Origin of the sequence: Micromonospora sp. S-DT3-3-22, from assembly GCF_015354745.1 — a bacterium.
GTDB classification, from domain to species: domain Bacteria; phylum Actinomycetota; class Actinomycetes; order Mycobacteriales; family Micromonosporaceae; genus Micromonospora; species Micromonospora wenchangensis.
In genome coordinates this window covers 57,561-82,188 of record NZ_JACGMO010000002.1, presented here as the reverse complement: position 1 = coordinate 82,188, position 24,628 = coordinate 57,561, and the positions used below count along the sequence as shown (strand labels likewise).

22 protein-coding genes and 2 pseudogenes are annotated in these 24,628 nt (G+C 71.4%); 5 read left to right on the top strand and 19 right to left on the bottom strand.

Going from position 1 to position 24,628, the window contains the following annotated elements:
* From H1A17_RS00905 to H1A17_RS35010, 3 genes are all read right to left on the bottom strand, one after another.
* Positions 1 to 1,362 (bottom strand): condensation domain-containing protein, encoded by a 1,362-nt coding sequence (locus tag H1A17_RS00905; protein WP_194820770.1) that lies wholly within the window; start codon positions 1,360 to 1,362, stop codon positions 1 to 3.
* A 5-nt stretch (positions 1,363 to 1,367) separates the two neighbouring features.
* The gene (locus H1A17_RS00900; RefSeq protein WP_194820769.1) at positions 1,368 to 3,827 is read right to left on the bottom strand and encodes a tetratricopeptide repeat protein; all 2,460 of its coding nucleotides are present in this window, start codon (positions 3,825 to 3,827) and stop codon (positions 1,368 to 1,370) included.
* 93 nt (positions 3,828 to 3,920) lie between these two features.
* On the bottom strand, positions 3,921 to 4,055 hold the full coding sequence (locus H1A17_RS35010; protein WP_255470166.1) for a hypothetical protein: 135 nt from the start codon (positions 4,053 to 4,055) through the stop codon (positions 3,921 to 3,923).
* A gap of 276 nt (positions 4,056 to 4,331) precedes the next feature.
* On the opposite strand from H1A17_RS35010, the gene H1A17_RS35005 reads away from it, so the two are divergent.
* Positions 4,332 to 4,466, top strand: a complete 135-nt coding sequence (locus H1A17_RS35005; RefSeq protein WP_255470165.1) for a hypothetical protein — start codon at positions 4,332 to 4,334, stop codon at positions 4,464 to 4,466.
* Here H1A17_RS35005 and H1A17_RS00895 read toward each other — a convergent pair whose 3' ends face one another.
* The 10 genes from H1A17_RS00895 to H1A17_RS00845 form a co-directional block, all read right to left on the bottom strand.
* Positions 4,467 to 4,640, bottom strand: a complete 174-nt coding sequence (locus H1A17_RS00895) for a putative ATP-grasp target RiPP (RefSeq protein WP_145919020.1) — start codon at positions 4,638 to 4,640, stop codon at positions 4,467 to 4,469.
* Positions 4,641 to 5,789: 1,149 nt separating this feature from the next.
* The gene (locus H1A17_RS00885; protein ID WP_194820768.1) at positions 5,790 to 7,568 is read right to left on the bottom strand and encodes a condensation domain-containing protein; all 1,779 of its coding nucleotides are present in this window, start codon (positions 7,566 to 7,568) and stop codon (positions 5,790 to 5,792) included.
* Between the two features lie 6 nt (positions 7,569 to 7,574).
* On the bottom strand, positions 7,575 to 8,528 hold the full coding sequence (locus H1A17_RS00880; RefSeq protein ID WP_194820767.1) for a thioesterase domain-containing protein: 954 nt from the start codon (positions 8,526 to 8,528) through the stop codon (positions 7,575 to 7,577).
* Positions 8,525 to 10,012 carry a class I adenylate-forming enzyme family protein gene (locus H1A17_RS00875; protein ID WP_194820766.1) on the bottom strand — a complete coding sequence of 496 codons (1,488 nt, stop codon included), beginning with the start codon at positions 10,010 to 10,012 and terminating at the stop codon, positions 8,525 to 8,527. The genes H1A17_RS00880 and H1A17_RS00875 overlap by 4 nt, the downstream gene beginning before the upstream one ends.
* Complete coding sequence (locus tag H1A17_RS00870; protein WP_145919015.1) at positions 10,012 to 10,515, bottom strand: phosphopantetheine-binding protein; 504 nt, start codon at positions 10,513 to 10,515, stop codon at positions 10,012 to 10,014. The genes H1A17_RS00875 and H1A17_RS00870 overlap by 1 nt, the downstream gene beginning before the upstream one ends.
* The gene (locus tag H1A17_RS00865) at positions 10,512 to 11,291 is read right to left on the bottom strand and encodes a hypothetical protein (RefSeq protein ID WP_194820765.1); all 780 of its coding nucleotides are present in this window, start codon (positions 11,289 to 11,291) and stop codon (positions 10,512 to 10,514) included. The genes H1A17_RS00870 and H1A17_RS00865 overlap by 4 nt, the downstream gene beginning before the upstream one ends.
* Positions 11,278 to 12,732 (bottom strand): AMP-binding protein, encoded by a 1,455-nt coding sequence (locus H1A17_RS00860; protein WP_168222418.1) that lies wholly within the window; start codon positions 12,730 to 12,732, stop codon positions 11,278 to 11,280. Before H1A17_RS00860 ends, H1A17_RS00865 begins: the two co-directional genes overlap by 14 nt.
* Positions 12,733 to 12,737: 5 nt before the next feature.
* Positions 12,738 to 12,968: a phosphopantetheine-binding protein gene (locus tag H1A17_RS00855; protein ID WP_145919012.1), complete on the bottom strand. Its 231-nt coding sequence runs from the start codon at positions 12,966 to 12,968 to the stop codon at positions 12,738 to 12,740.
* A 1,096-nt stretch (positions 12,969 to 14,064) separates the two neighbouring features.
* Positions 14,065 to 14,349, bottom strand: coding sequence for a phosphopantetheine-binding protein (locus H1A17_RS00850; protein WP_145919011.1), 285 nt, complete (start codon positions 14,347 to 14,349; stop codon positions 14,065 to 14,067).
* 57 nt (positions 14,350 to 14,406) lie between these two features.
* The gene (locus tag H1A17_RS00845) at positions 14,407 to 14,919 is read right to left on the bottom strand and encodes a hypothetical protein (RefSeq protein ID WP_240762757.1); all 513 of its coding nucleotides are present in this window, start codon (positions 14,917 to 14,919) and stop codon (positions 14,407 to 14,409) included.
* Positions 14,920 to 15,114: 195 nt separating this feature from the next.
* Here H1A17_RS00845 and H1A17_RS00840 point away from each other — a divergent pair, with 195 nt between their 5' ends.
* A complete protein-coding gene (locus H1A17_RS00840) occupies positions 15,115 to 16,023 on the top strand; it encodes an alpha/beta fold hydrolase (RefSeq protein WP_168222417.1) in 909 nt (302 codons plus the stop codon).
* Positions 16,024 to 16,297: 274 nt separating this feature from the next.
* Complete coding sequence (locus H1A17_RS00835) at positions 16,298 to 16,735, top strand: cytochrome P450 (protein ID WP_145919009.1); 438 nt, start codon at positions 16,298 to 16,300, stop codon at positions 16,733 to 16,735.
* Here the strand turns inward: H1A17_RS00835 and H1A17_RS00830 are convergent.
* The 3 genes from H1A17_RS00830 to H1A17_RS00820 all read right to left on the bottom strand — a co-directional run bounded on the left by H1A17_RS00830 (position 16,677) and on the right by H1A17_RS00820 (position 18,919).
* Positions 16,677 to 17,819: a glycosyltransferase gene (locus tag H1A17_RS00830; RefSeq protein ID WP_145919008.1), complete on the bottom strand. Its 1,143-nt coding sequence runs from the start codon at positions 17,817 to 17,819 to the stop codon at positions 16,677 to 16,679. The genes H1A17_RS00835 and H1A17_RS00830 overlap by 59 nt on opposite strands.
* Complete coding sequence (locus tag H1A17_RS00825; protein ID WP_145919007.1) at positions 17,816 to 18,610, bottom strand: sugar phosphate nucleotidyltransferase; 795 nt, start codon at positions 18,608 to 18,610, stop codon at positions 17,816 to 17,818. The genes H1A17_RS00830 and H1A17_RS00825 overlap by 4 nt, the downstream gene beginning before the upstream one ends.
* Positions 18,611 to 18,778: 168 nt before the next feature.
* The gene (locus tag H1A17_RS00820) at positions 18,779 to 18,919 is read right to left on the bottom strand and encodes a hypothetical protein (protein ID WP_168222416.1); all 141 of its coding nucleotides are present in this window, start codon (positions 18,917 to 18,919) and stop codon (positions 18,779 to 18,781) included.
* Positions 18,920 to 19,120: 201 nt separating this feature from the next.
* Here H1A17_RS00820 and H1A17_RS00815 point away from each other — a divergent pair, with 201 nt between their 5' ends.
* Together H1A17_RS00815 and H1A17_RS00810 are read left to right on the top strand one after the other, a co-directional pair.
* On the top strand, positions 19,121 to 20,587 hold the full coding sequence (locus tag H1A17_RS00815) for a condensation domain-containing protein (protein WP_145919006.1): 1,467 nt from the start codon (positions 19,121 to 19,123) through the stop codon (positions 20,585 to 20,587).
* Between the two features lie 25 nt (positions 20,588 to 20,612).
* A pseudogene (locus tag H1A17_RS00810) lies at positions 20,613 to 20,939 on the top strand (transposase); the annotation flags it as partial.
* A gap of 315 nt (positions 20,940 to 21,254) precedes the next feature.
* Here H1A17_RS00810 and H1A17_RS00805 read toward each other — a convergent pair.
* From H1A17_RS00805 to H1A17_RS00795, 3 genes and pseudogenes are all read right to left on the bottom strand, one after another.
* A pseudogene (locus tag H1A17_RS00805) lies at positions 21,255 to 21,497 on the bottom strand (transposase); the annotation flags it as partial.
* 81 nt (positions 21,498 to 21,578) lie between these two features.
* Positions 21,579 to 22,577: a LacI family DNA-binding transcriptional regulator gene (locus H1A17_RS00800; protein ID WP_194820764.1), complete on the bottom strand. Its 999-nt coding sequence runs from the start codon at positions 22,575 to 22,577 to the stop codon at positions 21,579 to 21,581.
* A gap of 213 nt (positions 22,578 to 22,790) precedes the next feature.
* Positions 22,791 to 24,116 carry an RICIN domain-containing protein gene (locus tag H1A17_RS00795; RefSeq protein WP_194820763.1) on the bottom strand — a complete coding sequence of 442 codons (1,326 nt, stop codon included), beginning with the start codon at positions 24,114 to 24,116 and terminating at the stop codon, positions 22,791 to 22,793.
* Between the last annotated feature and the right edge of the window lie 512 nt (positions 24,117 to 24,628).

Genomic DNA, 24,628 nt, shown 5'->3' with positions numbered 1-24,628 from the left:
TCAGGTCGACGCGGCCGTGGTCGGGGCGTCGACCGCCCGCAGCCACGTCGCGCGCAGCAGGTCGGCGGCCCGGTCGGCGGCGATGTCGGGCTGCTCGGCCAGCAGTGCGAAGAACCGGGCCAGGGCGGCACCGAACGGCGCGGCGGCCGGCAGTACCTCGGGGTCGTGGTGGACGGTCACCTCGGGCTGCTCGGCCGACCACGTCACCGCCAGGTGCAGCGCGTTGTGGGCGGGGAAGCCGCGCCGGCCTTCGGGCGGGCGTACGGTGCCGCGCAGCAGCCGGTCCGCCGGGCCGATCGTGGCACCGCCCAGCGTGACGGTGGGCTCCGCCGCCACCACGTTGAGCACGAGGCGACGCCGTTCCCGCAGGGCCTCGACCCCTCCGAAGTCGGTGAGCCACTGGCCGAGCAGGGGCGGCGCGGCGGCGTTGACGGCGGTGAGACCACGGACCCGGTCGGCGAGCGAGGCGGACGGGAGGTGGTCCGGCGGCACGCTCACCACCGCCTCGTGCAGTGCGCCGGGCACCTCGATGCTCTCCCGGGTCCACCGGCCGCCCCGCGCGTACAGCACCGGCACGTCCGCCTCGGCCCAGAGTCCCAGCAGGAACGACAGGGCCGCCAGGAGCAGACCGGAGCCGGTCGCACCGGTGAGTTCCCGGCCGTACCGGATGGCCTGGGTGGTTCCGCGGTCGAGCCGCAGCGGCCAGGCGGCGCTGGCGGTGGTGTCCCGCCACGGTTTCCACCGCCCGCCGGGGAAGGCGACGGCGGGGACGTCCCGGCTCATCGCCTCCGCCCAGAACTCCCGGGACGCCGCCCGCCCCGGGTCGGCGGCGGCCTCGGCCGCGTGCGCGAAGAACGACGGCAGCGGCGGCAGCGTGCGCCCCGGATGTTCGTACGCCGCCGCCACGCGACGCACGAACCGGGTGTGCGTCGCGTGGTCGGCGAAGCCGTGGTCCACCACGAGGGCGAGCGCGTGCCCGTCCGGGGCCAGCCGCACCAGGCAGGCCCCGGCCAGTGGGTCGTGGCGCAGGTCGATCGGCGCGTACACCGCCTCGCCGAGCGCCGCCCCGGCCGCCTCCGACCGCCGGTCCGCCGGCACGTCGGAACAGTCCACGATGGTCACCGGGAAGGGCTGCCCGGCTCCGTACACCAGCTCCGGGCCCACGGCGAACCGGGCCCGCCACACGTCGTTGCCGGCGGCAACGGCCCGCATGGCGGCGGCCAGTCGCGGCACGTCCACCTCGCCCCGGACGTGCCACAACGTCCAGGCCCGGGGCATCGGGTTGTGCCGGGGCAGGCCGGCCCCGTCGGTGTCGCTCAGCAGCAGCAGTTCACGCTGCGCCCCGTAGGGCGGCACCCCCACCCGCCTCACCCCGGGAACGCGGGCAGCTGCGACCACGCCGGCTGGCCCGCGACCCAGGCCGCCAGCACTCCCCCGTCGTCGGGCAACAGGCCGCGCAGGTGCAGATCGCGCAGCCGGCGCAGCGGCGTCACCCCGGTCGGCCAGTGCGCGAGCGACCGCCGGTAGCACTCGGCGGCCAGGTCCGGCCGGCCCAGTTGCTCGTGCACCTGGCCGGCGTTGAACCAGGAGATCCGGCCGTACGGGAACTGCAGGTGCGCGGCCCGCAGGTACGCCTCCAGCGCGCCACCGTGGTCGCCGGTCTGGTACCGCAGCTCGCCCGCGGTGAGCCAGGTCTTCGGGTCGATCGGGTCGATCCGCTGCGCCAACTCGTCCACCAGGGCCAGCGCGGTGTCGCGTTCACCGAGGTACGTGTGGGTGCGCACGGCGGTCTCCACGGCCGGGAAGTAGTTGTCCGCGGCGATGATCCGGGTGTGCCCGTCGTGCCCGGTCACCTCCCGGGCGATGCCGAGCCACCGGTCCATGTCCGCGCGCAGCAGGTCCTGGTCGCCGGTGAGGAACGGCAGGAACCCCATGGCCCGGAACCATCTGCTGGTCATGATCGCGGCGTCGAACTCCGACACCTCGGGCAGGGCGGTGTACCGGGCCAGGTCCTCCTCGCCGAGCTTGCGCCACCGGGCGATGGTGTCGGGCTCCCAGCGTCGGGCCGCGTTGACCGTGGCGTTGATGGTGGTGACCACCCGCGTGCGGGCGTACCGGACGTCGTCGCCGAGCTGGTCGTACAGCGTGCGGAAGTGCGGTTCCAGCTCGGCCGCGTGCCCCGTGGTGAGCATCTGCTCGGCGAAGATCCAACTGGCCAGCGCGTACGCGCTCTCGGGGTCGCCTACCGGCACGTCCGGCCCGGGGAGGATCCGCTTGGCCTCGGCGTGGAAGCCCAGCGCGGACAGCAGCCGGCCCAGCAACGCCCGGTCCAGCAGCGGCAGGTCCGACACGTTGGCCAGCCGGTCCCGCACCCCGGGCGGGCAGCCGTCCGGTGCTGCCAGCCACGTCCGGTAGTCGGCCGAGGCAGCACCGGAGGTGTACCCGTACACCGCTGCCGTCGCCTGCATCTCGTCGCGGAACATGGCGGCCGTGGCCCGTTGCGGGTGGATCTCCCGGAACCACGGCTCACGACGCTCCAGCACGGCGGCGTACGACATCAGCGGCGTGTGGATCGCGACCGGCGGCGTGTCGACCGGGTCGAGGATTGCGCTGGGGCTCAGATCGAGGAACGGCCGGTACCGCTCCAGCGGAAGCGGACGCGCCCCGGCCGCCGAATCCCGCACCGCGACCGCCCACCGCACCGCGTCGGCGCAGACCGTGCTTTCCAGTGCTGGACGACGCGCCACGAGAACTTCCCACCGGTCCCGTTCCGCGCGGCGGTCCGAGGCGAGCAGGTCCGCCACCGCCCCCACCAGCTCACCGGTGTCTGCTGCTGGAGCCGACCCACCGGTGGGCCTATTGTTCGCGCCGGGCGCGGTGGAGGTCGCCAGGTCGAGCAGTCCGGCCAGCCCGGCGGTCCGCTCCGCCAGCCCGGTCCGGGCGGCCACCCGGTAGTGGGTACGGGCCGCCTCCCGGTCGCCCGCCGCCCGCGCCGCGTCCGCCACGAGGAGCCGGGTCGCTGCGCCGGTGGGATCGAGGTCCAGGGCGGCACTGGCGAACTCGTACGCCGACCCGGCACCGGTCCCGTTCAGGGCGGCGCGGGCGGCGGCCCGCAGCAGCGCCAGCGCGGCGTCGCGGGCGAGGAAGTCGGCCCGGTCCGTCCCCAGGTCGTGGGCGACCGCGCGGACGGTGTCGGCATCGGGCACCGGCTCGCCCGGGCAGCGCAGCCGCACGGCGAGGAGCCGGGCTTGGACGACCAGCCCGATCCGGTCACCGGCCAGAGCAGCAGCCAGGGACTCCGCCGTGGTGAGCGCCTCCCCGGCCGGCTGACCGGCCGTCGCGGCGGACCGGGCGTGGGCGAGTGCGGCGGTGAGCCGGACCGGCAGGCCCGCCACCTCGGGCGGAACCGGGGGACGTGGCTGCCGGCCGTCCTCGGCGAGCAGGAGATCACGCCAGGCGCGCACCGGCGGTGGTGCGTCCGTCCCGATGCGCCGCAGCAGTTGCGTGGCGTCCTCCCGGCGGCCCAGGGCGCGCATCAGGCGGGCGGCCCACAGCAGACCGGCGTGGTCCTCGGTGGTGAGCCGCTGCACCACCTCGGGTGGCGCGACGAGCGGGTCCGTGGCGTCGAGCAGGCCGGCGCGGCGCATCGTGCGACGCAGGTCGGCGGGCGGCGCGTGGACGGGCAGCCAGCCGCAGGGGTCGGGCCGGTCGGCACAGAACAGGGCCGCTTCGGCGACCAGGGACGGCGGGACCGTGGGATCGGCGGTCAGGTCGATGAGCGGGCGCAGCGGCAATGCCGCCGGGTCCCGCCAGGTGAGGTCGGCCAACCCTGTCCTCCCGCCCGGTCGGTTGGTTCGGTGCCGAGGGGCGGACACGCGACGATGGGACACCCGTGCCCGCCCGGTTGGTGACCGGCGACGTCAGTTGATGACGGCGTTGATCAGACCCACGGCGGTTCCTTCGAGGTCCTCGTAGCGCTCCATGCTCGACACCTCCTCCCGACCGGACGAGGAAGACGGGCGATGACGGCCCCTGATTCCGCCATTCTCGCCCATCAATTGAGTCGAATCAATCTGTTGGTGTGAGGTCGGTGGCGGAGAACCCACCAAGCACGCCCATCGGGGTGGACGGAAATGCGTCGACCTCACCGCCAGAGCAGACAGTTGTCCCGGTCGGGCCTGGAGCCGGAGGAGGCGTCCCGCCCACGTACCGCTGCGGGCGGCCGTGCCCCGCCTGTTACCGGCCGACGTCGGCGAGTTCACCGGCCGGCGGGACGTGCTGAACGGATGTGGGCGGCGCTGTGTGGACCGCGCGACGTTGGATGCCGGGCGATGCCCGTAGTGCGTGTCACCGGCCGGCCCTGGCTGGGTAAGACCACCCTGGCCGTGCACGTCACCCACGCCCTCGGCGGCGGGGTGGCCGACGCCGGCCGGTCCCGGGACAGGGCGGGCCGGCGACGGCGGTGATCAGAAGTCGCTGTCGGTGTCGTTCCGGCCCCCGCTGGGGATGTCGTCGATGGTCTTCGACGACCCCCCAACGTCCCGCCTCGGCAGGCCGCCCAGCATCCGGGCGAGCTGCTCGTCGGCCAGTTCCACGCCGTCAGCCGGAATGTTGTCGATCCGTACGGTCTTGCGCCTCATGTCGTACTCCTGTTCACCCTGGAGGAAGCGCCCGGCTACTCGGCCGGACGAGCACCAGTGTGTGCCGCTGGGAGCCGCCTGGGACCAGGGATTTCCCTGGTCCGGGACCCCAGTCTTGGCTGGCGGGGTGTCCGCCGGGAGCGCGGCCGGGCCGGCGCTGGAGCGATTCACCGCCGGGTCCGGCTCACGACAGGGGTCGGGTCCACCTGCGGCAACGCCTCACCGACGGCGTCCACCAGAAGGCCGTGCTGCACGGGGAGATCCTGGCCCGCGGCTATCAAGGCGGCCTACGGGTGCTGCGGGACTGGATCGCCGCCAACCGCACCCGGCCCACCCCTGCGACCGCAGTCCGGGTGCCGTCGGCCCGGCGGATCACCGCCTGGATCATGCGACCCGGACATAAGCTCACCGACGACGACCGCGCTGATCCCGCCGACGCCCGCAGCCGCTGCCCGGACGTCGACACCGTCGCCGCCCCGCCCGCGGGTTCGCCGCCCTGGTCCGCCACCAGGGCACCGGGCAACACCTCGACGCCTGGATCAACCGCGCCCGCCACGCCGGATACCCCGGGATCCGCGGCTTCGCCGGCGGCCGTGACGCCGTCGTTGCCGGCCTCACCCAGCCCTGGAGCTCAGGCCCGGTCGAGGGCCACCGCATCAAGACGATCAAGCGACAGATGTACGGCCGCGCGAACCTCGACCTCCCCAGCAAAAGCGTCCTGACCACCCCGTGAGCTATCAACAAGATCAGTCACAGAATGTGTGCCAGAGCCAAATGCCAGCCGGCGTTGACAACCGGGTTTGATGGAGACCCCATGAAAACGGGAGTAGCTCAGGCCGTGCTCGCAGGGGTAACGCACCAGCCGTACCGCCCTCGCACCCGACCCGGTTCTCAATCCCCTGACAAACGACACCAGCCCAGTCCCTGGGCTGAAGGTCTCCTCGATCACTTACACCCTTACTATTCCTCGGATGGTGTTCGGCGCGGTGACCGGCGGCCTGCCGATGACCATGTCAGGGACGGGTCTACCCGCCTCCAGGGGTCGCATGCCGCTGCTGGGCGCGAACGGTCTCGTCGATGGTCATCTCGACGTCGATCGGCGTAACGGATCAATGCGGGTAGGACATAGGCGGCCCTGATCCGCGACCGTCAACGGCGACCGGAGCCGGTGGCCGAAGGCGCCGGCCAGGCCGCGGGATCGGCCGGATCGGACGGCGCGGCGTCGCAGATGACGTACTGGCGTGGGGTGATGGCTGTGGGGTGGTCGGCGAGGATGGCCATGCAGCGGGCGTGCGCCTGTTCCGGCGTACGGACGGTAGCGGTGGCGGTGAGGTGAGCGACCAGCGGGCGGCCGCCGACCTCAGCGAAGACGTGTGCCACGGCGGGCGCGACCGCCGCCTCCACGAGGCGTTGCACGTCGGCCACGTCGACCCAGCAGGAGTCGACCAGAATCCGGTCCGGCGTGCCCGTGATGGGCTCCAGCCCGATGACTTCAGGCGTCCGAGCGCGGGGCAGGTCACCGGGTGCGGCGGCGACCAGCACGCGTTCGGTCGCCAGTAGCACCGATTCGAGTTCGGCCCGCGGCATCAGGCCGGAGTCGGAGCTCCACGCGTCGAGCCGCAGGCATCCGTCGAGCTGATTGAGGCTGAACCGGATCGGTGTACCGGCACGCGGCATCGGTCGCCACCGCAGCCGGGTCTGGGCGAGCGCGGCATCGATCCGCCCGGCCTGGAAGCCGACGCCCCCGGTGAGCCCGGACCATGATTCGGGCACGAGGCTGTTGAACAAGGGGTCGTAGCTGATGCGCAGGCCGCGTTCGTGCTCGACCAGTTCGTCCATGGCGGATCGCTTGGCCGCGTCGTACCTGGCGTGGCGGCTGGCCTCCATCACTGCAGCCCAGGTGTGGCCCACCAGCTCGTCGAAGTCCCTGTCGCCGGCCTCGACGGTGGCGAGCGTGCCCTGGACCAGGGAGCCGACATAGCCCGTCAGGTGGTGGTCGAATCGGTTGTTCGACAGCAGCGGCAGCACCAGATCCCGACGGTTGGCACGGTGGGCGACCACGGCGCAGACCGCTGCCAGCACGGTGCTGGACCGGCTGGCCCGCGTGCGCGCCGCGATCTGTCTCACCGCCATCGCGGCGGCAACCGACGACAGTTCAACCGCCAGCGACTCGCCGCCGGGTCGGGCACCCGGCACCGTGTACAGGCAGTGGGAGATGCGTTGCGTCTGCGCCCGCAGATACTCGAGCGCCGCCTCGGCCCTGCGCTGCTCGGCCGGCGTCGTCTCCAGTCCGGCCTGGTCCAGTGGCTGGTGGCCGGGGTGGCCCAGCTGTCCTCGTCCGGGATGGTCGAGCAGGCTGGCGAAGTCGCGCTTGAGGATTTCGATGGCGGCGTGGTCCACGGCCAGGTGCGCGAACCCGGCAGCGCAGGCGATGACGCGATCGCCCTCATCCGGAGCGACGGACACCGCCATACGCAGCGGACGCCATGCTGAATCGGTGTGCTCCCGCAGCCACCTGATGAGTGCCTCAGCCACCGCGGGGCGGTCCCGCGGCCCCCAGTGTCCTGCGCCGAGCGAGCACACTTCGAGCAGTTGGACGCCGGTCTTCGCGACCTGTTGGCGCGGCTCTTCGCCGGATACGTAGGTGGTGCGCAGGCTCTCGTGCCGGGCGATCAGCGCCGCCGCCGCCCGGGTCACCTCGTCGATGGAGGGCGTACCGGGGATCGGCAGCTCGACCCAGAGATTCGCGAGGGAGTGCTCGGGCATCGCGCCCAGCCACTTGTGGATGTTGAGCTGGCCCAAGGTGAGCGGTCCCTCGCCGCCCCGCTCCCCGGCGAACTCGACCGGAATCGAGCGCGCCGGGGTGAGGAGCACGCGGCGCCGACGGCGTGGTGTGGTTTCGGTGCCGGTTTCGGTGTCGGCGCGCATCGCCGGTCAGCCGATCAGCTCGCGCAGCGCGGCGGCCAGGCGGTCAGCCGTGTCGCAGTCGTGTGCCCGCTGGGCGACGGTCGCCGGCAGGGTCGTGCTCTGCTCGCGGCCGAAGACGTCGATCGGTCCGGTGTACGGCGACGGCCGCCAGTCGCGCGCGGCCTCCCGGTTGGCCTGCCACACGCGCAGCGAGCGCGCGACGATCTCGGGTGTCGCGTTCGGCGGTACCAGGCCTCGCTCCTGCCAGTCCGCCAGGATTTCCGGCAGCTGCGCCTGCCGGGGCAGTTCGCGCGACCAGGACTCGACGACGGTGTCCAGAGGTTCGAGCAGTTCGACGTCGATCGCGGCCACGAGCCGGACGCCTTCGAGGCGGACGGCCATCTCGTAGGCGATCGCCGCGCCCACACCGCAGCCACCGAGCAGATATGGGCCGGTGGGGTGTACCGCACGGACGGCGTTGACGTAGGCATCGGCCATCGACGGCACCGTGCGAGACGGTTGTGTGTCGCGGTAGAGGCCTTCCGCCTGAAGGCCGAACACGGCGAACTCCTCGCCCAGCGCATTGGCGAGCAGGCAGTAGCGGCCCACCTGACCGTCGTCCGGGTGGACCAGGAACAGTGGCGTATGTGCACCGTCGCCGTCCTGGATCGCGATGAGCGAGCCCGGTGGCCGCACGTCATGGTCGCGCAACACCGCGGCCAGGCGTTCAACCGTCGGGTGCTCGGTCAGCACGTTCAGCCGCAGCTGGACGCCGAACTCCACCAGGATGGCGTCGATCACCCGGGCCGCGTCCAGGGAGTTGCCGCCGACGCCGAAGAAGCTCTCCCGGATGCCGACGCCGAAGCCCAGGATGCGCTGCCACTGCCGGGCCAGCCAGATCTCCACCGGGTCCCGTGGGCGCTCGTAACCGGTGTCGGCCATGGAGCCGGTGCCGATCGGCTCGTCACGAACAGCGTTCATAGCGGGGTCGCACCATTCTCGTCATGGGGCTTGTCGTGGGGGGTCAACCGCCAGCGTTGGGCCTTGCCGGCCGCCGATCGGGGAAGCTGGTCGGTGAACGCGAACTGCTTGGGGATCTTGTAGCTGGCCAGCCGCCGCCCGCAGTGCGCGGCGAGTTCGGCCTTGCGTACGCTCGCGCCCGGACGCAGCACCACGTGCGCCGCGACCACGAACCCGAGCGTCTGGTGCGGGACGGCGACGGCGACGGCATCGAGGATCGCGGGATGGTCGCGCAGCGCAGCCTCGACCTCGTCCGGGTCGACCTTCTCGCCGCCCACGTTGATGGTGTCGTGGCCGCGCGGGTCGAGGAACAGGTAGCCGTCCTGGTCCACCCGCCCGCGGTCGCCCACCGTGGCGAACCCGTCCGCCGTGGTGCGGATCGACTGGTCGTTGAGATAGTCGGAGCGGCCGAGGCGCTGCGGGGTCCGCATGAACACGGTGCCGCTCGTGCCGGGCGGGACCTGGCGGCCCGCGTCGTCCAGGATGCGGATCTGGGTCAGGAAGCCGCGGCCGACCGTTCCGGGCCGGGCCAGCCACTCGTCGCCGCGCACCAGCGTCACGCCCACCCCCTCGGTCGCGCCGTAGAGCTCGTAGACCCGCTGCGGGCCGAGAAGGTCGATCCAGCCGCGTTTCGTGTCCGGGTCGCAGCGCGCCGCGGTGTGCAGCATCGCCCGCAGGCTGCCGAAGTCCGCTTCGGCCAGGTCCGGCACACGCAGGATCTCGCGCATGTGTGTCGGGGTCAGCTGCAGCCATTCGACGGCGTATCGGCGCACCAACTCGACCGTCCACTGCGGGGCGAAGAACGGCTGGAGGACGACGGTGTTGCCGTCCAGCACGGCATCGATGAACGCGGTGAACGGTGCGGCGTGGTACAGCGGCCCGACGATGAGCTGCCGCTGCGCGGTGCGCCAGCCGGTCTGCCGGATCACCAGGGAGGGCGTCGTGGCCGGGTGGTAACGCAGCGGTCCGGGCCGTGCGGAGATCTTCGGGATGCCCGTACTGGCGCCGGTCGCCAGCAGGTAAGCCGTAGAGCCAGTGCCGGTAATCGGCGAGTTGAGTCCGGCGGGCAGTTGCGCCCGCTGTGGCTCGAACTCGGCGTTCATCAGGTAGACGTGTACGAACCGTCGACCCAGCAGGTTCAGCAGGGCGTCGCGCTCGGCCGGCGGGGTGGCCGGGTTCAGGGGGAAGACCGGCACCTCGGCCACGAGCGCCGCCGCGACGCCGAGGGCGGCAGGCAGGTTGTTGCCGGCCGGCACGACGACGCAGGATCGCGCGCCTGGGTCCAGCGCCGCCCGCAGCGCGTCGGCCACGTCCGCGACCCGGTCGGCGAACCGCTGCCAGGAAAGGACCTGCTCGGCCAGGTCGGCGTCGAACCCGATCAGGGCCACGCGGTCCGGCTCGGCCCGGGCGATCTCGGCGATCCGCCGGCGCACGCTCAGTTCCATCAGCGCAGCAGGTCCGCCAGGCGGCGGACACTGCCCGCGCTCATGAACTCGTACACGTCCAGCGACCGGTCGAACTGCGCCTCGATGGCGGTGATGATGCGCAGGGCCGAGAGCGAGTCACCGCCCAGTTCCAGGAAGTCGTCGTGCACGCCGACGCGCGTCACGTCCATCGTCTCTGACCAGATCGCCGCCACGCGGCGTTCGACGTCGTCGCGGGGCTCCTCGAACAGGGCGCAATGCCCGTCCGCCACCGCGGCGGCGAGGGATTCGGCGTTCGCCGCGTCACCGGCCGGAATGCTCTCCACGATCAGGACGGCCGCGAGCCCGCTGTCCTCGCCCAGCTTCTGCCACACGTGGTTGCGCAGGATCGGCCCGCTCACGTACTGGTTCAGCTCGGCGGCCGCCACGGTCACGTCCCGCCCGTCGCAGCGCACGATCACGGCTTCGGCTCGGCGGACCGCGGAATGCGCGGACAAGACCTCGGATATCTTCGGCAGGCTCACCACTGTGGTATCTCTCCTCTGATGATCTCGGCGACGAGCTTGTACACCTTGGGATCGCGCAGCAGATCGTCGTGCTCTACATCGAGGCTGATGGTCCGCGCCGGCTGCACCGGCGGCTCGTGCTCGAGCGAGGTCACGAACAGCGGAGTCGACGCGCGCGTGTCGAACCCGCCCTCACCGGCCAGCAGCAGGTAGTCCAGATAGGCGGTGAACCCGGCGGTGAGTTCCTGATGGAGGAACAGCGGCAGGGACAACCGTTCGGCGACCGCGCGCATCAGCGCCTCGTAGTGTTCGGTCAGGCCTGCCGCGATAAGCCGCAGGTCGTCCGGATACCTCGTCACGATCTGCTCGGAAAGCGCACGGGCGTCCGCCAGTTCCTGCTCGGTCAGCTGCCGGGCCGAGGACTGCACCGCCGACATGAACTGGTCGGCCACCGATTCGCCGGTCGTGGGCACGGCGTCGAAGAGTACGACCACGGGTGCCGGGCCGGTCGCGGCGATCGCGTCCGCGAGGCGGGTGGCCAGCGCGCCGCCGGCGCAGTAGCCCAGCACCGCGCGCACCGGGCGGCCGGTCGCGGCGAGTTCGGCGGCCCAGCGGTCCACGCTCGCCGCCAGCGGGCCGGCACCGGCCTGCCGGAAGTGCAGGAAGCAGGCGTCGACCGGCACCCCCTCGGCCAGGTCCGTGAAGCCCGCCGCCGCGCGCGCCCCGGGAAAGTCCAGGCAAGCGATGAGATCAGGTCCCCGATCGGACAGGATCCGCCAGTCAGTCAGCTTCATCGAGCGAGCCTCCGCGCGCTTCCGTGGCTGCCGCCAGTGTTCGGTAGTCGATCTTTCCGCCGGGGGTCCGGGGCAGCGAGCGCACCTGGCGGAAGACGACGTGCCGGCTGGGTACGCCGAGCAACTCGACCAGGTCCCTGCGCTGCTGTTCGTGCACCGCCCGGTCGCCCGCGCCGACCAGATGCATCACCTCGTCGGCGCCGCATACCACCGCGAACGGGTGACCCGGCCGCTCCACCATGCGCTCCAGGTCGTCCAAACTGGTGCGGATACCCAATACCTTGACGATCCGTTTCGAGCGGCCGGTCAGATACAGGTAGCCGTCGCGCAGATATCCGAGGTCGCCGGTGTCCAGGACGTCCACCTCGGCGCCGCGGGCGAGGTCCGCGCGCCCGCTGGCGTAGCCGAGCATGACGCCGGGGCCCTGATAGTGGACCGTACCCTCGCCGGGCACCGCTCGCGCGTGGCTTGGCGTCGGCTGGATCGTGATGGTGCCGCCCGGCATCGCGGTGCCGACCGAGCCGAGACGATGCGGCAGGTCCACGGGGTCCAGGCGGGCGATCCGGGAGGTCGCCTCGGTCTGGCCGTACATCACGAAGAACCGGCCGTTCAGCCGTCGCATCGTGTCGGCCAGCCGCACGGTCAGCTCCTCGCCCAGCCGTGCGCCCGAGTGGGTCATGGTGCGGACCCTGCTGCGTTCCAGCAGATTCAGATGCGCCGGACCGAATGCCGCGTAGGTCATCGGCACCGCGGCGAACGACGTGGCGCCGGACCGGGTCAGGTCGTCCCACATGGCCAACGACAGCGGTGAGTGCCCGGTGAGCGCGATGCTCGCGCCGGCCAGCAGGTGGGTGTTCAGCACGGACAATCCGTAGGCGTGCCTGATCGGCAGCGTGGTGGGGGCGCGTTCGGCCGCGGTGATACCCAGCGCGCGGACGACGGCCGCGGTGTTGTCGGCCAGCCCCCGGTAGGACAGACGAGCGGCCTTGGGGCTGCCGGTCGAGCCGGACGTGGCGAGCAGCAACGCGGTGCCGGGGAAGATCTCGCCCGCCGGTCGGCTGCCGTCCCGGCTGAAGACCGTCGCGCCGGCGATCGGTCGCGCGGCCGGGCGGTAGCCCAGTTCGGCCAGTCCGGTCCCGCCGCCGGGCGCCGGAACGACGAACTCGGGTTGATACGCCGAGAGGTTCTCCGCAGTGGCGGTGAGGAACGCGACGGTGTGCCCCAGGCGCAACGCGGCCAGATAGGCCAGCAGAGTGGGCAGATCGCGGTCCCCCGCGCACAGAACCAGCGCCTTGCCGTCATGGCGCAGTGCCTGTTCGGCTTCGCCGACCAGTTCGGACAGCTCACCGTAGGACAACACGGTGTGACCGTCGAGGTGTAGAGCCGGGGATGTCCGCCGCGCGTTGTCGTGGGTCACCAGGTCCAGCGTCGCCGGCACCATGTGGATCACCTCTCCGTGACGCTCCGGTGGGCGATGAGGTCCGCCAGCCGACTGGGGGTGCGGGTATGGAAGACGTCGAGGAGTGAGAGCTTGACGTCGGATCGCTCCGCCAGGATCACCAGGAGCGAGAGCGCATCCCACGACCTGCCGCCCGCGTGGAAGAAGTCGTCGTCGACCCCGATCTCGTCGACCTCGGTGATCTCGCGCATGAGCGCCGCTATCTCAGAAGGCGTCATCGGTCTTCCGCGGCGGTCTGCGGCGCGGGACGGGGCACGTGCACCGCGGTGCCCGCCACGTGGCCATCGTCGTCGCGCATGTCGGACAGCTCACCTTCAGTCGGGGCAGCCTGCTCGCCCGAGGGTCGGGTGAGCCGCGCTGCCGGAGCCGGTCGAGCCGCGGGACGGCGGCCGTCCGCCCCATGCGGAGATTCTCTTAGTGAAACAGAACCCTGTCTACACTCGCGGCGCACCGGCTTCAACGCGTACTTATCCGCCGGGTTCGGCGGGAGCGCGGGGCGGAGAGCCGGGCCGATTCAGGACTCATGCGAACCTGTACCGGTGGGGCAATGTCCATGATGATCCGTGCGCCGACGATCTCCGTGCGGTCGTTGCGTGTCGCACAGTCCCGGTGGTGCGGCCATGACCCGACTGCGCAGGCGGCACTGGCGCATGGCAGTTTCGAGCCACGAGATCCGCGATTTCGTCATGTAGGCGTTGACCATCATGGAGGTCGACCTCGCCGACATCGACGAGGACGGCACGCTTGGGGCCGGGGGCGGATCTGGACTCGTTGGTGCTGGTCGTGCGGGTCGAGGAGCAGTACGACTTCAAGTTCACCTCGGACGAGATGGAGATGATGGGCGCGCTGACGGTCCGCGAGTTCTGCGACCTGGCGGTCGAGCGCGAGCATGTCCCGGCTTTCGCGGACGCGTTCGGCAACGCCCGCGCGCTGGCGAGCGGCTGGGCCGACCCGCAGCAGGCGAGCCCGCCGTTCGACCGGCGGCGCAATCCTGGTGCTCGGCGAAGGCGCCGGTGTGGTCGTGCTGGAACGACCCGAGTTCGCGCGGGCCCGGGGCGCGCGCAGCTACGGCCGGGTACTCGGCTGGGGCGCGAGCACGGCTTCCACCCCACCGCGCCGCACGGCCTCACCCAGCAGTTCCTCGGCCATCTCCCCGTACGGCTGCCCGGACACCTCTGTGTCGAGGGCCAGCCCGTGCGGGCGGACCAGGTCGGCCAGGTACTACGTCGCGAACGCGCGGTAGCCCGGGTCGTCCAGGAACGTCGCCTGGCCGTCGAACTCGCGGCGCACCGCTCTGATCAGGCGCACGCGCGGCTAGAACTGCTCATAGTGGCCGGCGATGTACTCGGCCAGATCCGCCACGGTGACGACCTGGTCCTCGTCCATCATCTCCAGGTCGATCTGGATGGCGTGCGTATCCTCGATACCGAGCAGCAGTTCCAGAACCAGCGAGGAGCTCAGGCTCAGTTCGTCCTGCAGCCGGCTGCGCGGTGTGATCTGCCCGTCGTAGTCGAGCAGCCCGGGCAGCATGGCGAGCATCGTGGCCGTCACCGCGTCCTGCATCCGCGCGTCCACCGGTGTCTCCTGGTCCGCGTCCATCGCCCAGCTCCCGTCAGTCCCGAGTCGTCGTGCCCGGAGTGTCAGCTTTTCGAAAAGTCAGTGCTCGAAGACCAGGGCGGCGGTGGTCGCGCCCTCGCCCGACCCGACCGTGGCCACCAGGTAGCGATCGCCGGGTGCCAGCAGCCCGCGGTCCATCGCGGTCCGGTAGTTCACGAACGCGTCGGAGCAGAACAGGTGCCCGCCGGTGCCCACGTTCTGCTGAGTCACGGTGAACGCCAGCGCGTGCTCCAGGCCGAGGGCGCGGCGCACCTCGTCGATCCGGTTGACCGGATACGGCTCGGCGACCGGCGTTGCGCGCCCGTACAGCACATAGCGCACCCGCTGCGCGTTCGCGCGCAACTGCGCCAGCCCCGACGCCGCACGCAGCAGCAGATCGGTCACCGTCTGCGACTCGGCGAGCCGGATCCCCCGCAGCTCGTGGAACCGGCGGAACATCTTGACCTGTATGTCCGTCCACTCCAGACGGTCCGCCGGCTTCTCGACGGGAACCAGCGTGGGCGGCAGGTAGACTGCCACCGCATCGGGTGCGGTCACGCGGAACGCTCGCACGCAGTCACCACTGGCGCATTGCAGCACGTTCCTTCGACGGCCGTCAACCAACTGTGTCGGCCTACATCGCCGACTGTGGCGATACGCTGCGAATCAGGCACCCGCGGCAGCTGACTCATGGCTCTGTTAAAGCGTGCCGCGCTGTGGCACCATTTCCGTTGGAACCTCTCCCCGACCCGCGTTGGAGGCCGAGGAATGCCACTCGCGGACGCCGCCGATCTGCGTTGGAAGCGCCAGAGCAGGGCCGTCCTCAAGGCCATGGAGGGCATGTTCGACGTCGTGCTGCCGCTGCGCGAGGGCGGGTCCGGCGCGACACTGTTCTGCGTGCCGCCGGTGGGTGGGCTGAGCTGGGGTTTCCATCAGTTGTTGACCGCACTGCCTCCCGACTGCAACGTCTACGGCCTGCAGTCCCGAGGGCTGACGCGTCCCGAGCCGCTGCCAACGAGCATGGCGGAGCTGTCCCGGGACTTCGCCGACCAGGTGTGCCGGGTGCAGCCGCAGGGCCCGTATTCCCTGCTCGGCTGGTCGGTGGGCGGCAATGTCGCGTACAGCATGGCCCGTGAACTCGAGGCACGAGGGCACGAGGTCGGCCTACTGGCGAGCATGGACGCGAGCCCGAGCTTCGATCCGGCGAGCTTCGATGCCGAGCCGGACGCCTGGTTCTACTACAACATCGTCCTGGACAGCTTCGGCTATCCCATGTTGCTGAGGCAGGGCGATCCCGAACCGGAGGCGAGCGCGCTGGCCTTGATCCGCCGCCGCCCGAACCTCGTCCTGAGCACGTGGTCCGACGACGAGATCCGGCGCCTGCTGCAGGTGATTGTCAACAACGTCATCATCGCCCGGACCGACGTGCGGCCGCCCGGCATGCTGCGCTGCCCGGTCCTGCTGTTCGCGGCCACCGGGACCGAGCAGGAGCCGAGCACCGCCGAGAAGGCCGAATCCTGGCGCGCCGTCACGCACGGCCCGGTCGAGGTGGTCGAGCTCGACTGCAAGCACCAGCACATGCTGCTGCCCGAGCCGATGGCGATCATCGGCGCCGCGCTCACCCGTCGGCTGCCGGCCACGTCCCGCACGGCCTCGCCGTCGCCGGAAGAGCCGTGACCGGGCCTGGAATCCAGAGAGGTCGCTCCTGTCAGACTTCGTAGACCTCGGCCCGGTCGACCGGGAGGCCGCGTGACGCGGCCGGCCAGGTTCCGCGCGATGCTGGCCGCGGACATGGAGCTGGGCGCCGGCAACGTCCTGTTGCGCCTGGCCCGGCTGTACTGCCCACAGACGTTGGTGACGGGTAGATCTTGAAATAGGTGAGGGCCTTCGGGCTCGGTGTGGATTGCGACGTCCTACCCCGAACCTGCGGAGGCCCTCATGCCCCACCGTGATGCACTGTTGTCCGAGACTGGCAGGCTACGCGGCGCAGGACACCGAGGTCGCCAGCGTCCCGGTTCCGGCGGGCCGCACCGTGCTCGTCCTGACGGCGGCCGCCAACCGCGACCCGGAGCGTTTCCCCGACCCGACCCGCCGCGACGACCAGCACTACGCCTTCAGCGCCGGACCGCGCTACCGTCCCGGTGCGATGCTCGGGTGCACCGAGGGCCGGATCATCCTGCCCCTGCTGCTTCAGCGCTTCCCCGATCTGGCGCTGGCCGCCGCGCCCGATCCGCTGCACAACCTGATGCTTCGCGGCCCGGTTCACCTGCCGGTACGGCTGGCGGCTGAGTCGCCCGGCGCGGGATCGGAGCCGTTCGGATCCGGCCGGATCAAGCCGCCAGCCGTTCCAGGCGTTCGGCTGCCGTCTCGGCGCCGCCGGCCGCGGTGAACGAGGCGGCGATGCGCTCGGCGGAGGCCCGGTATTCCGGATCGTCGAGTAGGGCTTCGAGCGATGCGGTGAACTGTGCGGCGCTGGTACGGTCGAAGTGCCGGTGTCGTCCCGCGCCGACGGCGGCGACCTGTCTGGCCACGATCGGGTGGTCGTATTTGATCGGTGCCACGATCAGCGGGATGCCGTTGAGCAGCGCCTCGCAGCTGGTGCTCATCCCGCCGTGGCAGATCATGGCGTCCACCCGGGGCAGCAGTTCGGGGATCGGCGTGCGGGGGGCGACCAGCACGTGCGGCGGCGGGTCGGGGACCAGTACGGCCGGCGCGTTGATCACCGCCTGCACCCGGCCGGACAGCGGCTCCAGCGCCTGGACCACCCGGGCGAAGAAGTCCCGGCCCAGGTCGGTGGCCACGGTGCCGATCGTGACCAGCACCAGTCGGCGATCCCGGTCCAGCGCCGCCCAGGGGAAGTCCGGCACGCCCGGGCGCGGGCCGAGCGCCGGGCCGACCGCCGCGAGGTGTGCCGACGGGTCATGGCGACCGGTCAGCGCGGGCGTGGTGAAGTCGATCAACAGGTGGGGCGAGAAGCGCGGGTCGTGCTCCGGCACGGCGCCCAGCAGCGCCTCCCCCGCGGCCGCCAGCCGGCCTTCGATCCACCGCTCCACCTGCTGCACGTTGCGAAACGGCCGAGCCTGCTCCATCTGGGTGGGCGCCAGGCTCGCCCACCGCAGCCCACGCCGCTGCGCCACCAGGCTGCCGGCGATGGCGTGCTGGTCGGCGACCACCACGTGCGGCCGATAAGTCTCAACCGCGCCGTTCACCTGAGGCGCGATGTGCGCGCAGAACGGAACGACGAAGTCGTCCCACAGCGACCGCACGGCGCTCAGCCCTCTGTCGCGCTGTCCGCGGTACGGGCGCAGCCCGGTGCCGAAGACGGTCGCCTCCGCGCCCAGCAGCGGCCGGAAGTAGCGCTCGGAGCCGACCCAGGCGACCTCGTGCCCGCGCCCGGTCAGCGCACGGGAGACCGCCGCCGCCGGGTTGGCGTGCGCGGCCAACGGCGGGACGACGAACAGGAAACGGCTCACGACAACCCGCCGAGGTCCGGCTCGAACCGGCGGCGCACGTGAAGCAGGCCGGCCGGCGTGCCGATGTCGTGGTACTCGCCGGTGTCGAACGGTAAGCCGTACACCTGCAGCCCGCACCGTGCGGCCTGCAGGAACGCCTCGCTGAGCAGCCCCTCGCCCGGCACCCCGGCTCCGGCCGAGCGCACGAACTCGTGCAGGAGGTCGCCGAACGCGGGCGACCAGGCCGCGATGCCCCACACGGTCGCCACCGGCGGCACCTCGGGCTTGTCGACGATGTCGACCACCCGGCCGGTGCCCGGGTCGAGCACGACCGGCGCGAAGGCTCGCGGATCGGCGACCGGGAACAGGCCCAGGCTCAGGTCCGCGTCGCGCTTCTCGTGGAAAGCCAGCAGCTTGGCGAAGCAGTCATCCGGTGCGAGGAGGGTGTCCGGCATGCCCATGCACACGGTCCGGTCCCCGATGAAGGGGTAGGCCAGGTCGAGCGCGTGCGGCATGCCGAGCGGCTCCTCCTGGCACAGGTAAGCCAGCTGCATGCCGCGCTGCCCGCCTGAGCCGAGATAGCGGAAGACCTCCCACTTGACCGGGGAGAGCACGACGAAGGCCGAATGCACCCCGCCGCGCCGCATGGCGTCCAGCACGTGGTCGATCGCGGCCTTCGGTACCAGCCGGCCCGCCCCGCCGTCCGCCGCGACCGTCTCGTAGCCGATCTGGATCAGTTCCTTCGCGGCCCGGTACGGCCAAAGCCGCGAACCCCCACCCGCCGCCGGCACTATGCCCAGCGGTGCGACCACGAGGACCTCCTGGCTACCGGCCGGGACTCCGTCAGCGGCAGCCTTCTGCTGTCAGATGGTCTGCCGGAGTGGCGGCGGTCCACGTAGGCCCGCGAGGTGCTCCACTCTCTATCAGTGCTCTCCGGTCATGGTAGCCGGGCCCGGCCCGACTCGACAACGGCCTGCCGGTCAGCTGATCGTCAGGATCGAGGCGTCGCCGTACTCGGCCACTTCCACCGGCAAGGCGTCGTGCAGTCCCGTCGCGGCGGCCTGGATGTCTCCGAGGAACGGGACCGGCAGCCGCGGCCCCGTCGCCCGAGCGGCCGCCACACGCGCGGTCCTCGGTGGTACCGGCGCAAGATGAGTGCTCGTCGTCGGCGTTACGCGAAAGTCGGATGTGGACTCTCGCAAGACGCGGTCACGCCCGCGATAATCTCCGAACGCTGACAACCCGTCAACCGGTCGTTCCTCAGTGGTCCGGGCGGTGGTGGTGTCACCGGGTCAGTACCCGCACTCCCGAGGAGCTCGACGATGTTCTTCGCTGAACCCGAGGCGGTACGCTACGCCGCGGTCGCCGGCGTGGTGCGTGAACCGGGCACGCCCGAACGACCGCCCGCCGCGCCGCCCCTTCCCGCGGAGCGGGTGACCGTCACCTTCGCCGGCGACGCCGCCGGGGCCGGGGAGCTCACCTGGGGCCAGCGCATGGTCTGGCTGTTGATGCTGAGGTGGGGCTGGCTCAACATCGGGGCGCCGATGCCGCAGCCGCCCGGCCGGACCGTGGCGGACCTGGCAGACGAGTTGCGGTACATGATGTCCCGCTTCCCTTCGCTGCGCACGAGGCTGCGGTTCGACGCCGAGGGCCGGCCGAGCCAGGAACTGTTCGCCGACGGCGAGATCACCTTCGAGGTATACGACGCCGACGGGGACGCCGACCCGCAGAAGACGGCCCAAGCGGTGTACGAAGCGTATCTGGCCACGGCCCGCGACTTCGTCCGTGAATGGCCGCTGCGTGTTGCCGCGGTGCGCCGCGAGGGCGCGGTGACCCACATGGTCATCGTCGTCTGTCACCTGGCGACGGACGGCGTCGGCGTCGCGGTGCTCTTCGAGGAGACCACAGCCCGCGCCGCCGAGCCGCCGCGCGGCATGGAGCAGCTGGAACTCGTCCGCTGGCAGGACTCGCCGGCCGGGCGGCGGCAGGCCGCGGCGGGGCTGCGCCACATCGAGGCGGAGCTGCGGTCCGTCCCGCCGCGCCCGATGCCCCGGTCGGCCGATCGGGGCGAACGGCGGCACTGGACCGGCACCCTGACCACCGCCGCCCTGCTCCCGGCGGTGCAGGGAATCGCCCGCCGCACGCGCGCCGACTCCTCGACGATCCTGCTGACCCTGTACGCCATCGCCCTGGGCCGACGGGAACTGCTGAACCCGGCTGTACTGCGGCCGATGGTGAACAACCGGTTTCGGCCGGGCCTGCGCAAGGTCGTGAGCCATGTCACGCAGTCCGGCGTCTGCGTGCTCGATGTCGCCGGAGCCACCGTCGACGAGGCGGTGATCCGCGCCCGCGGTCCCGTTCGGCTCGCGTATAAGCACGCTTACTACGATCCGGAGGACGAGCTCGCGCTCATCGACCGCCTCGCCCGCGAACAGCCGGGCGCCGCGCGCTGGGCCGGCGACACGTGGGCGTACGTCAACGACCGGCGAGACGCGACGACCAGAATCGCGGCCACGACGCCTCCGGACGCGTCGGCGGCAGACACGATCCCGGAGCTGCTCGCCCGCACCGAGTTCCGGCTGACCGAGTGGCGGGACAAACCGATCGAGCCGCTGTACCTGAGCATCGACGACCCCGCGGAAGGCATCATGTTCACACTGCGCGGGGACAGCTGGTATGTCACCCCGGCGGACGGCGAGGCGCTGCTGCGAGACATGGAGAGCCTCGCAGTAGCCGCCATGTCCGACCCGGCGGTTCCCACCGCGGTGCCCGTCCACAACGGACCGTGACCGCGTACGCGACCTTCCGGTCGCGCTGTCTCCGCATCTCACCCGTGCCTGTTCGGAGATGACCGCGCTGGCCGACTTCATCAACTCGTTCGCCGCGCTCCTCACCCCCGCAAGCGGCAACGACGACCGGCTCACCGCGTGGATCACCAAGGTCAAGGCCACAGACCTGCCCCACCTGCACACATTCACCCGCGGCCTCGACCTCGACCGCGACGCCGTCAACGCCGCCCTGACCCACCCCTTCCACAACGGCGGCACCGAAGGCGTCAACACCAAGACCAAACTGATCAAGCGACAGATGTACGGACGCGCCGGCTTCGCCCTCCTACGACACCGCATCCTGCTCGGCTAACCACCACCCACCGTCACCACCGAATGTGAGACAGAGCCGAAAACGCCACACTCCCGCGTGAGCCGCGTGGTGCCGTAGGCGAGCTCCACCAATGCTGAGCGCGCGGCGGCAAGCCGTCGGCGCCGCCGCCATGCGCCCGCCGGGCCGCCGGTGGCCGCGCCTCGCCTCATGAAGGGCAGCTCCGGTGGGAGCTGCGGCTGGGTCAGGATCCAGCCCATCCTGAGCTGCACTTCGACCTGTCCACCGCGAAGGGTGTACCTCTCAGAGGCCGGTGAGCTGGTAGTTGAGTGCGGTGAGGATGCCTTCTGTGCTTCAGGCGGCGAAGTAGCCGTGGACCCGTCGGGTGGGGTGGGAAGTCGTGGGGTAGGTAGCGCCAGGCGATGCCGGTGCGGTTGACGTAGGGGATGGCGTTGAAGATGTCGCGGAGGTCGTGGGTGGGGGTGCGGCCGCTGACGCCGGCGTCGGTGCGGCCTGTCGCCAGGCGGTCAGGCGGGGTGCGATGAGGGCCCAGCGGGCGTCGGACAGGTCGGACGGGTAGGGGCGGCGCCGTTCGGTCATGCGTCAGGCGTACGGTGGCGTGGCACCGTTCGCCCATCGCTGCCACCGCCCAGGCATCATCCGCGCCGCGGAGAGCAGCGCTCATCCCCGGTGACGAGGTGGCGCCGTGCTGCACCTGATCAACAGCTCAGGAACGAGCAGTTGCCGCCGCGGTGCCGGAGGGCCTCCGGCGGGGTCCAGTTGGGACAGTAAAAGCCCCAGGCTGAGCCGACCCAGCTCGGCGAAATCCTGGCGAACGGTGGTCAGCGGCGGCAGGTAGTGCGCGCCGTCGAGCGCCCCGTCGAAGCCCACCACGCTGACATCCTCGGGGACCCGTCGACCGGCCTCGTGCAGCGCCCGCAGCACGCCGAGGGCCAGCTGGTCGCTGGCGCAGAAGATGGCCGTCACGCACGGGTCGGCGGCCATCCGCCCACCCTGCTCGTATCCCGCCCGGGCACTCCAGTTCCCCGATATGACAGCAGGGATCGGCCGGCCGGCTTCCTCCAACGCTTCGCGCCAGCCGCGGATTCGCTCGCCGGCCTCAGGCCAGTCGTCCGGCCCGGCCACGTGGTGGACGGTGCGGTGTCCCAGCTCGATCAGGTGCCGGCTGGCCAGGCGCGCGCCCGCGACGTTGTCGATCCAGGTACTCGGCATCGCGTCGCTGCTGCCCCCGCCCACGGTCACGCAGGCGACCGTGGGCGGGGCCTCCGTCAGCGCGTCGGACATCGCCGGCTTGGGCGCGATGGTGATGATCCCCTCAACCGACTGATGACAGAGTCGCTCGACCGCGTCGAGTACCGACCGGCGGTCGAGGTGGCGGGCGCTGGCGACGCTCACGGAGTAACCCGCCGCCCGGGCCGCGCTCTCGATCGCGTACAGCATCGAGGTCGGACCGAACAGCGGACTCTCGCAGCCGATGATCCCCACCGTGCCGGACCGCTGTGTGACCAGCGCTCGGGCAAGGAGATTCCGGCGGTAGTGCAACTTTTGCATCGCCTCCAGCACCCGCTGCCGGGTTGCGGCCGCCACATGCGGCTGCCGGTTGATCACCCGTGAAACCGTCTGGCAGGACACTCCCGCCAGCTTGGCGACGTCACGCATGCCGGGGCCCCTGGGCCACCCGGCCGGTCGAACCGAGGCTTCCGACCACGGGCCGCCCCCCACCCGAGGGACGTTCACCTCGACCACAACCCACTCTCCTCGATTTCGGTCCACCCACGGTCCATCTGCCGACGATGCCGCCGAGAAGGTGTCGGCGGACCGTCCGTCGCCCCCGTACCGGCGCGGGCCGGCACCGGGGCGACGGGCTCCGGGTCAGACGGGGCGCCGGGTGAAACGTTGGTTCGGGTTGCCGGAGTACGCGTACTGGGCAATGCGGACCCCGTCGGTGGTGGAGTTTTCCCACACGTCCATGGCCAGGCCGGACTGACGGTTGACGAGGCTGATCACGCCGCCGCCGTGGTCGGTGGTGCGCCACTGCTGGCTGGCCGCATTGGTGTCGGGTTGCTGGGTGATGTCGGCGCCGCTGGTGTTGTCGGCTACCTGGAGCACCAGGCCGCTGTGGCGGGCCCTGATGCGGAAGTAGCCGCCTCCGGCGTCGAGGAACTCGAACTGCTGGTTCGACCCGCCGTTGCTCGGCCATTGGACGAGGGCGGCCCCGGCCGTGGTGGAGGCACCGGTGATCTCAGCGACCTTGCCGCTGTGCTGGGCTACCAGGTTGTAGAAGGTGGAGGTGGGCGGCGGCACGGTCGAGCCCGGGACGAACTCCCACCTGGTGGTGGATGACGTCGCGTCGGCGGTGAGGCGGTCGCGGGCAGTGGTGTCGCCGTACAGGCCCCACCGCATCCAGTCGATGAAGGTCCGCATGGACAGGGCGTTGCCGAAGAAGTTGCCGTGGTCGCCGCCGAGGAAGGTGAGGAACGCCTTGGGAGCCGGCAGCTCCGCATACGCCTGGCGGGCGGAGGAGTACGGGCAGGTGGGGTCCCGGTCTCCGTGGATGAACAGCACGTTGGCGCGGACACTGCCGCTCGGGTTGCCTATGTCCACACAGGACATCGGTATCGCGGCCCTGATCCGGGGTTCGGGGAAGGCGGTGAGCATCGCATGGGTGGTCATGCCGCCCATCGAGTGCCCGGACATGCCGACCCCGACAGTGGTGTCGATGTGGCCGGCCAACGGGTCACCCGCGGTGTTGAGGGCAAGGGTCCGGGTGATGACTTCGGAGTTGTCCCTGGGCAGTTCGCCGTTGTACGTGTCACCGATGCCGACGCTGGGCACGCTGACGGCGGGCACGATGAAGCCGGCGGCAGCCAGCGGGCGGATGACCGACAGGGCACCCTGCGGGGTGCCGCCGAGGCCGTGCTGGTAGACGCAGACGGGGAAGACGCCCGGGGCCACGGGGGCGTTGGTGACGGGATTACCGCCGGGAGCACCGGTGGCGGGGTAGTACACGAAGGTGGTGATCCGGCGGCTGCCGCGCATCCAGTTGTACTGGCGCACGCCCACGGCGAACGGCGTGGTCGGCGCGGCCCGGAGCGGACGGACCGGATCGGCGTGCGCCTGCCAGGGACCGAACACGGATCCCGCGCCCACGGTCGCCACGCCGGCGACGCCCAGCCTGAGGAAGTTACGTCTGTACATGGGAACAACTCCTTGCGGTGGAGGTGATCTGGGTCTGTGTTTTGCCGCCCGGCTTCCGTGAACGGATCCACGTGGTGACCCCCCGACGCCGCGCCGACGGCACCGCTCCGGCGTCCCCGGCAGGTCGCCGGGTCCGTGTCCGGTCATCGCCGTCCGGCAGTCGCGGCCGGGTGCCGCCGGCCGCGGCGGCACCGTCGACGTCCGGGCAGCTGCCGTCGTCGACTGCGGTCACCGTGCCGTCGGCGATGATCCGGAACTGCTGACCGGGCTGGCCATCGCGGTCCGGATCTCTACCCGGGTGCGCCCCGGCTGCCCTTCCGCGCCCGGCTCCGGGAGCGCCGGGGTGGCTGCCGGACGGTCACCGCCGGAAGCGTGAGACGACTCGGATCGGACGCTCGCGACGCCCTTTCGCTGCACGATGACGGCGGGAATCGTCATTCTTTTCGGCACCACCAGTTACTTCATCAACTTAACAAAACGCGTCAATGACCGTCAATGTTTGTTCTTTGGGG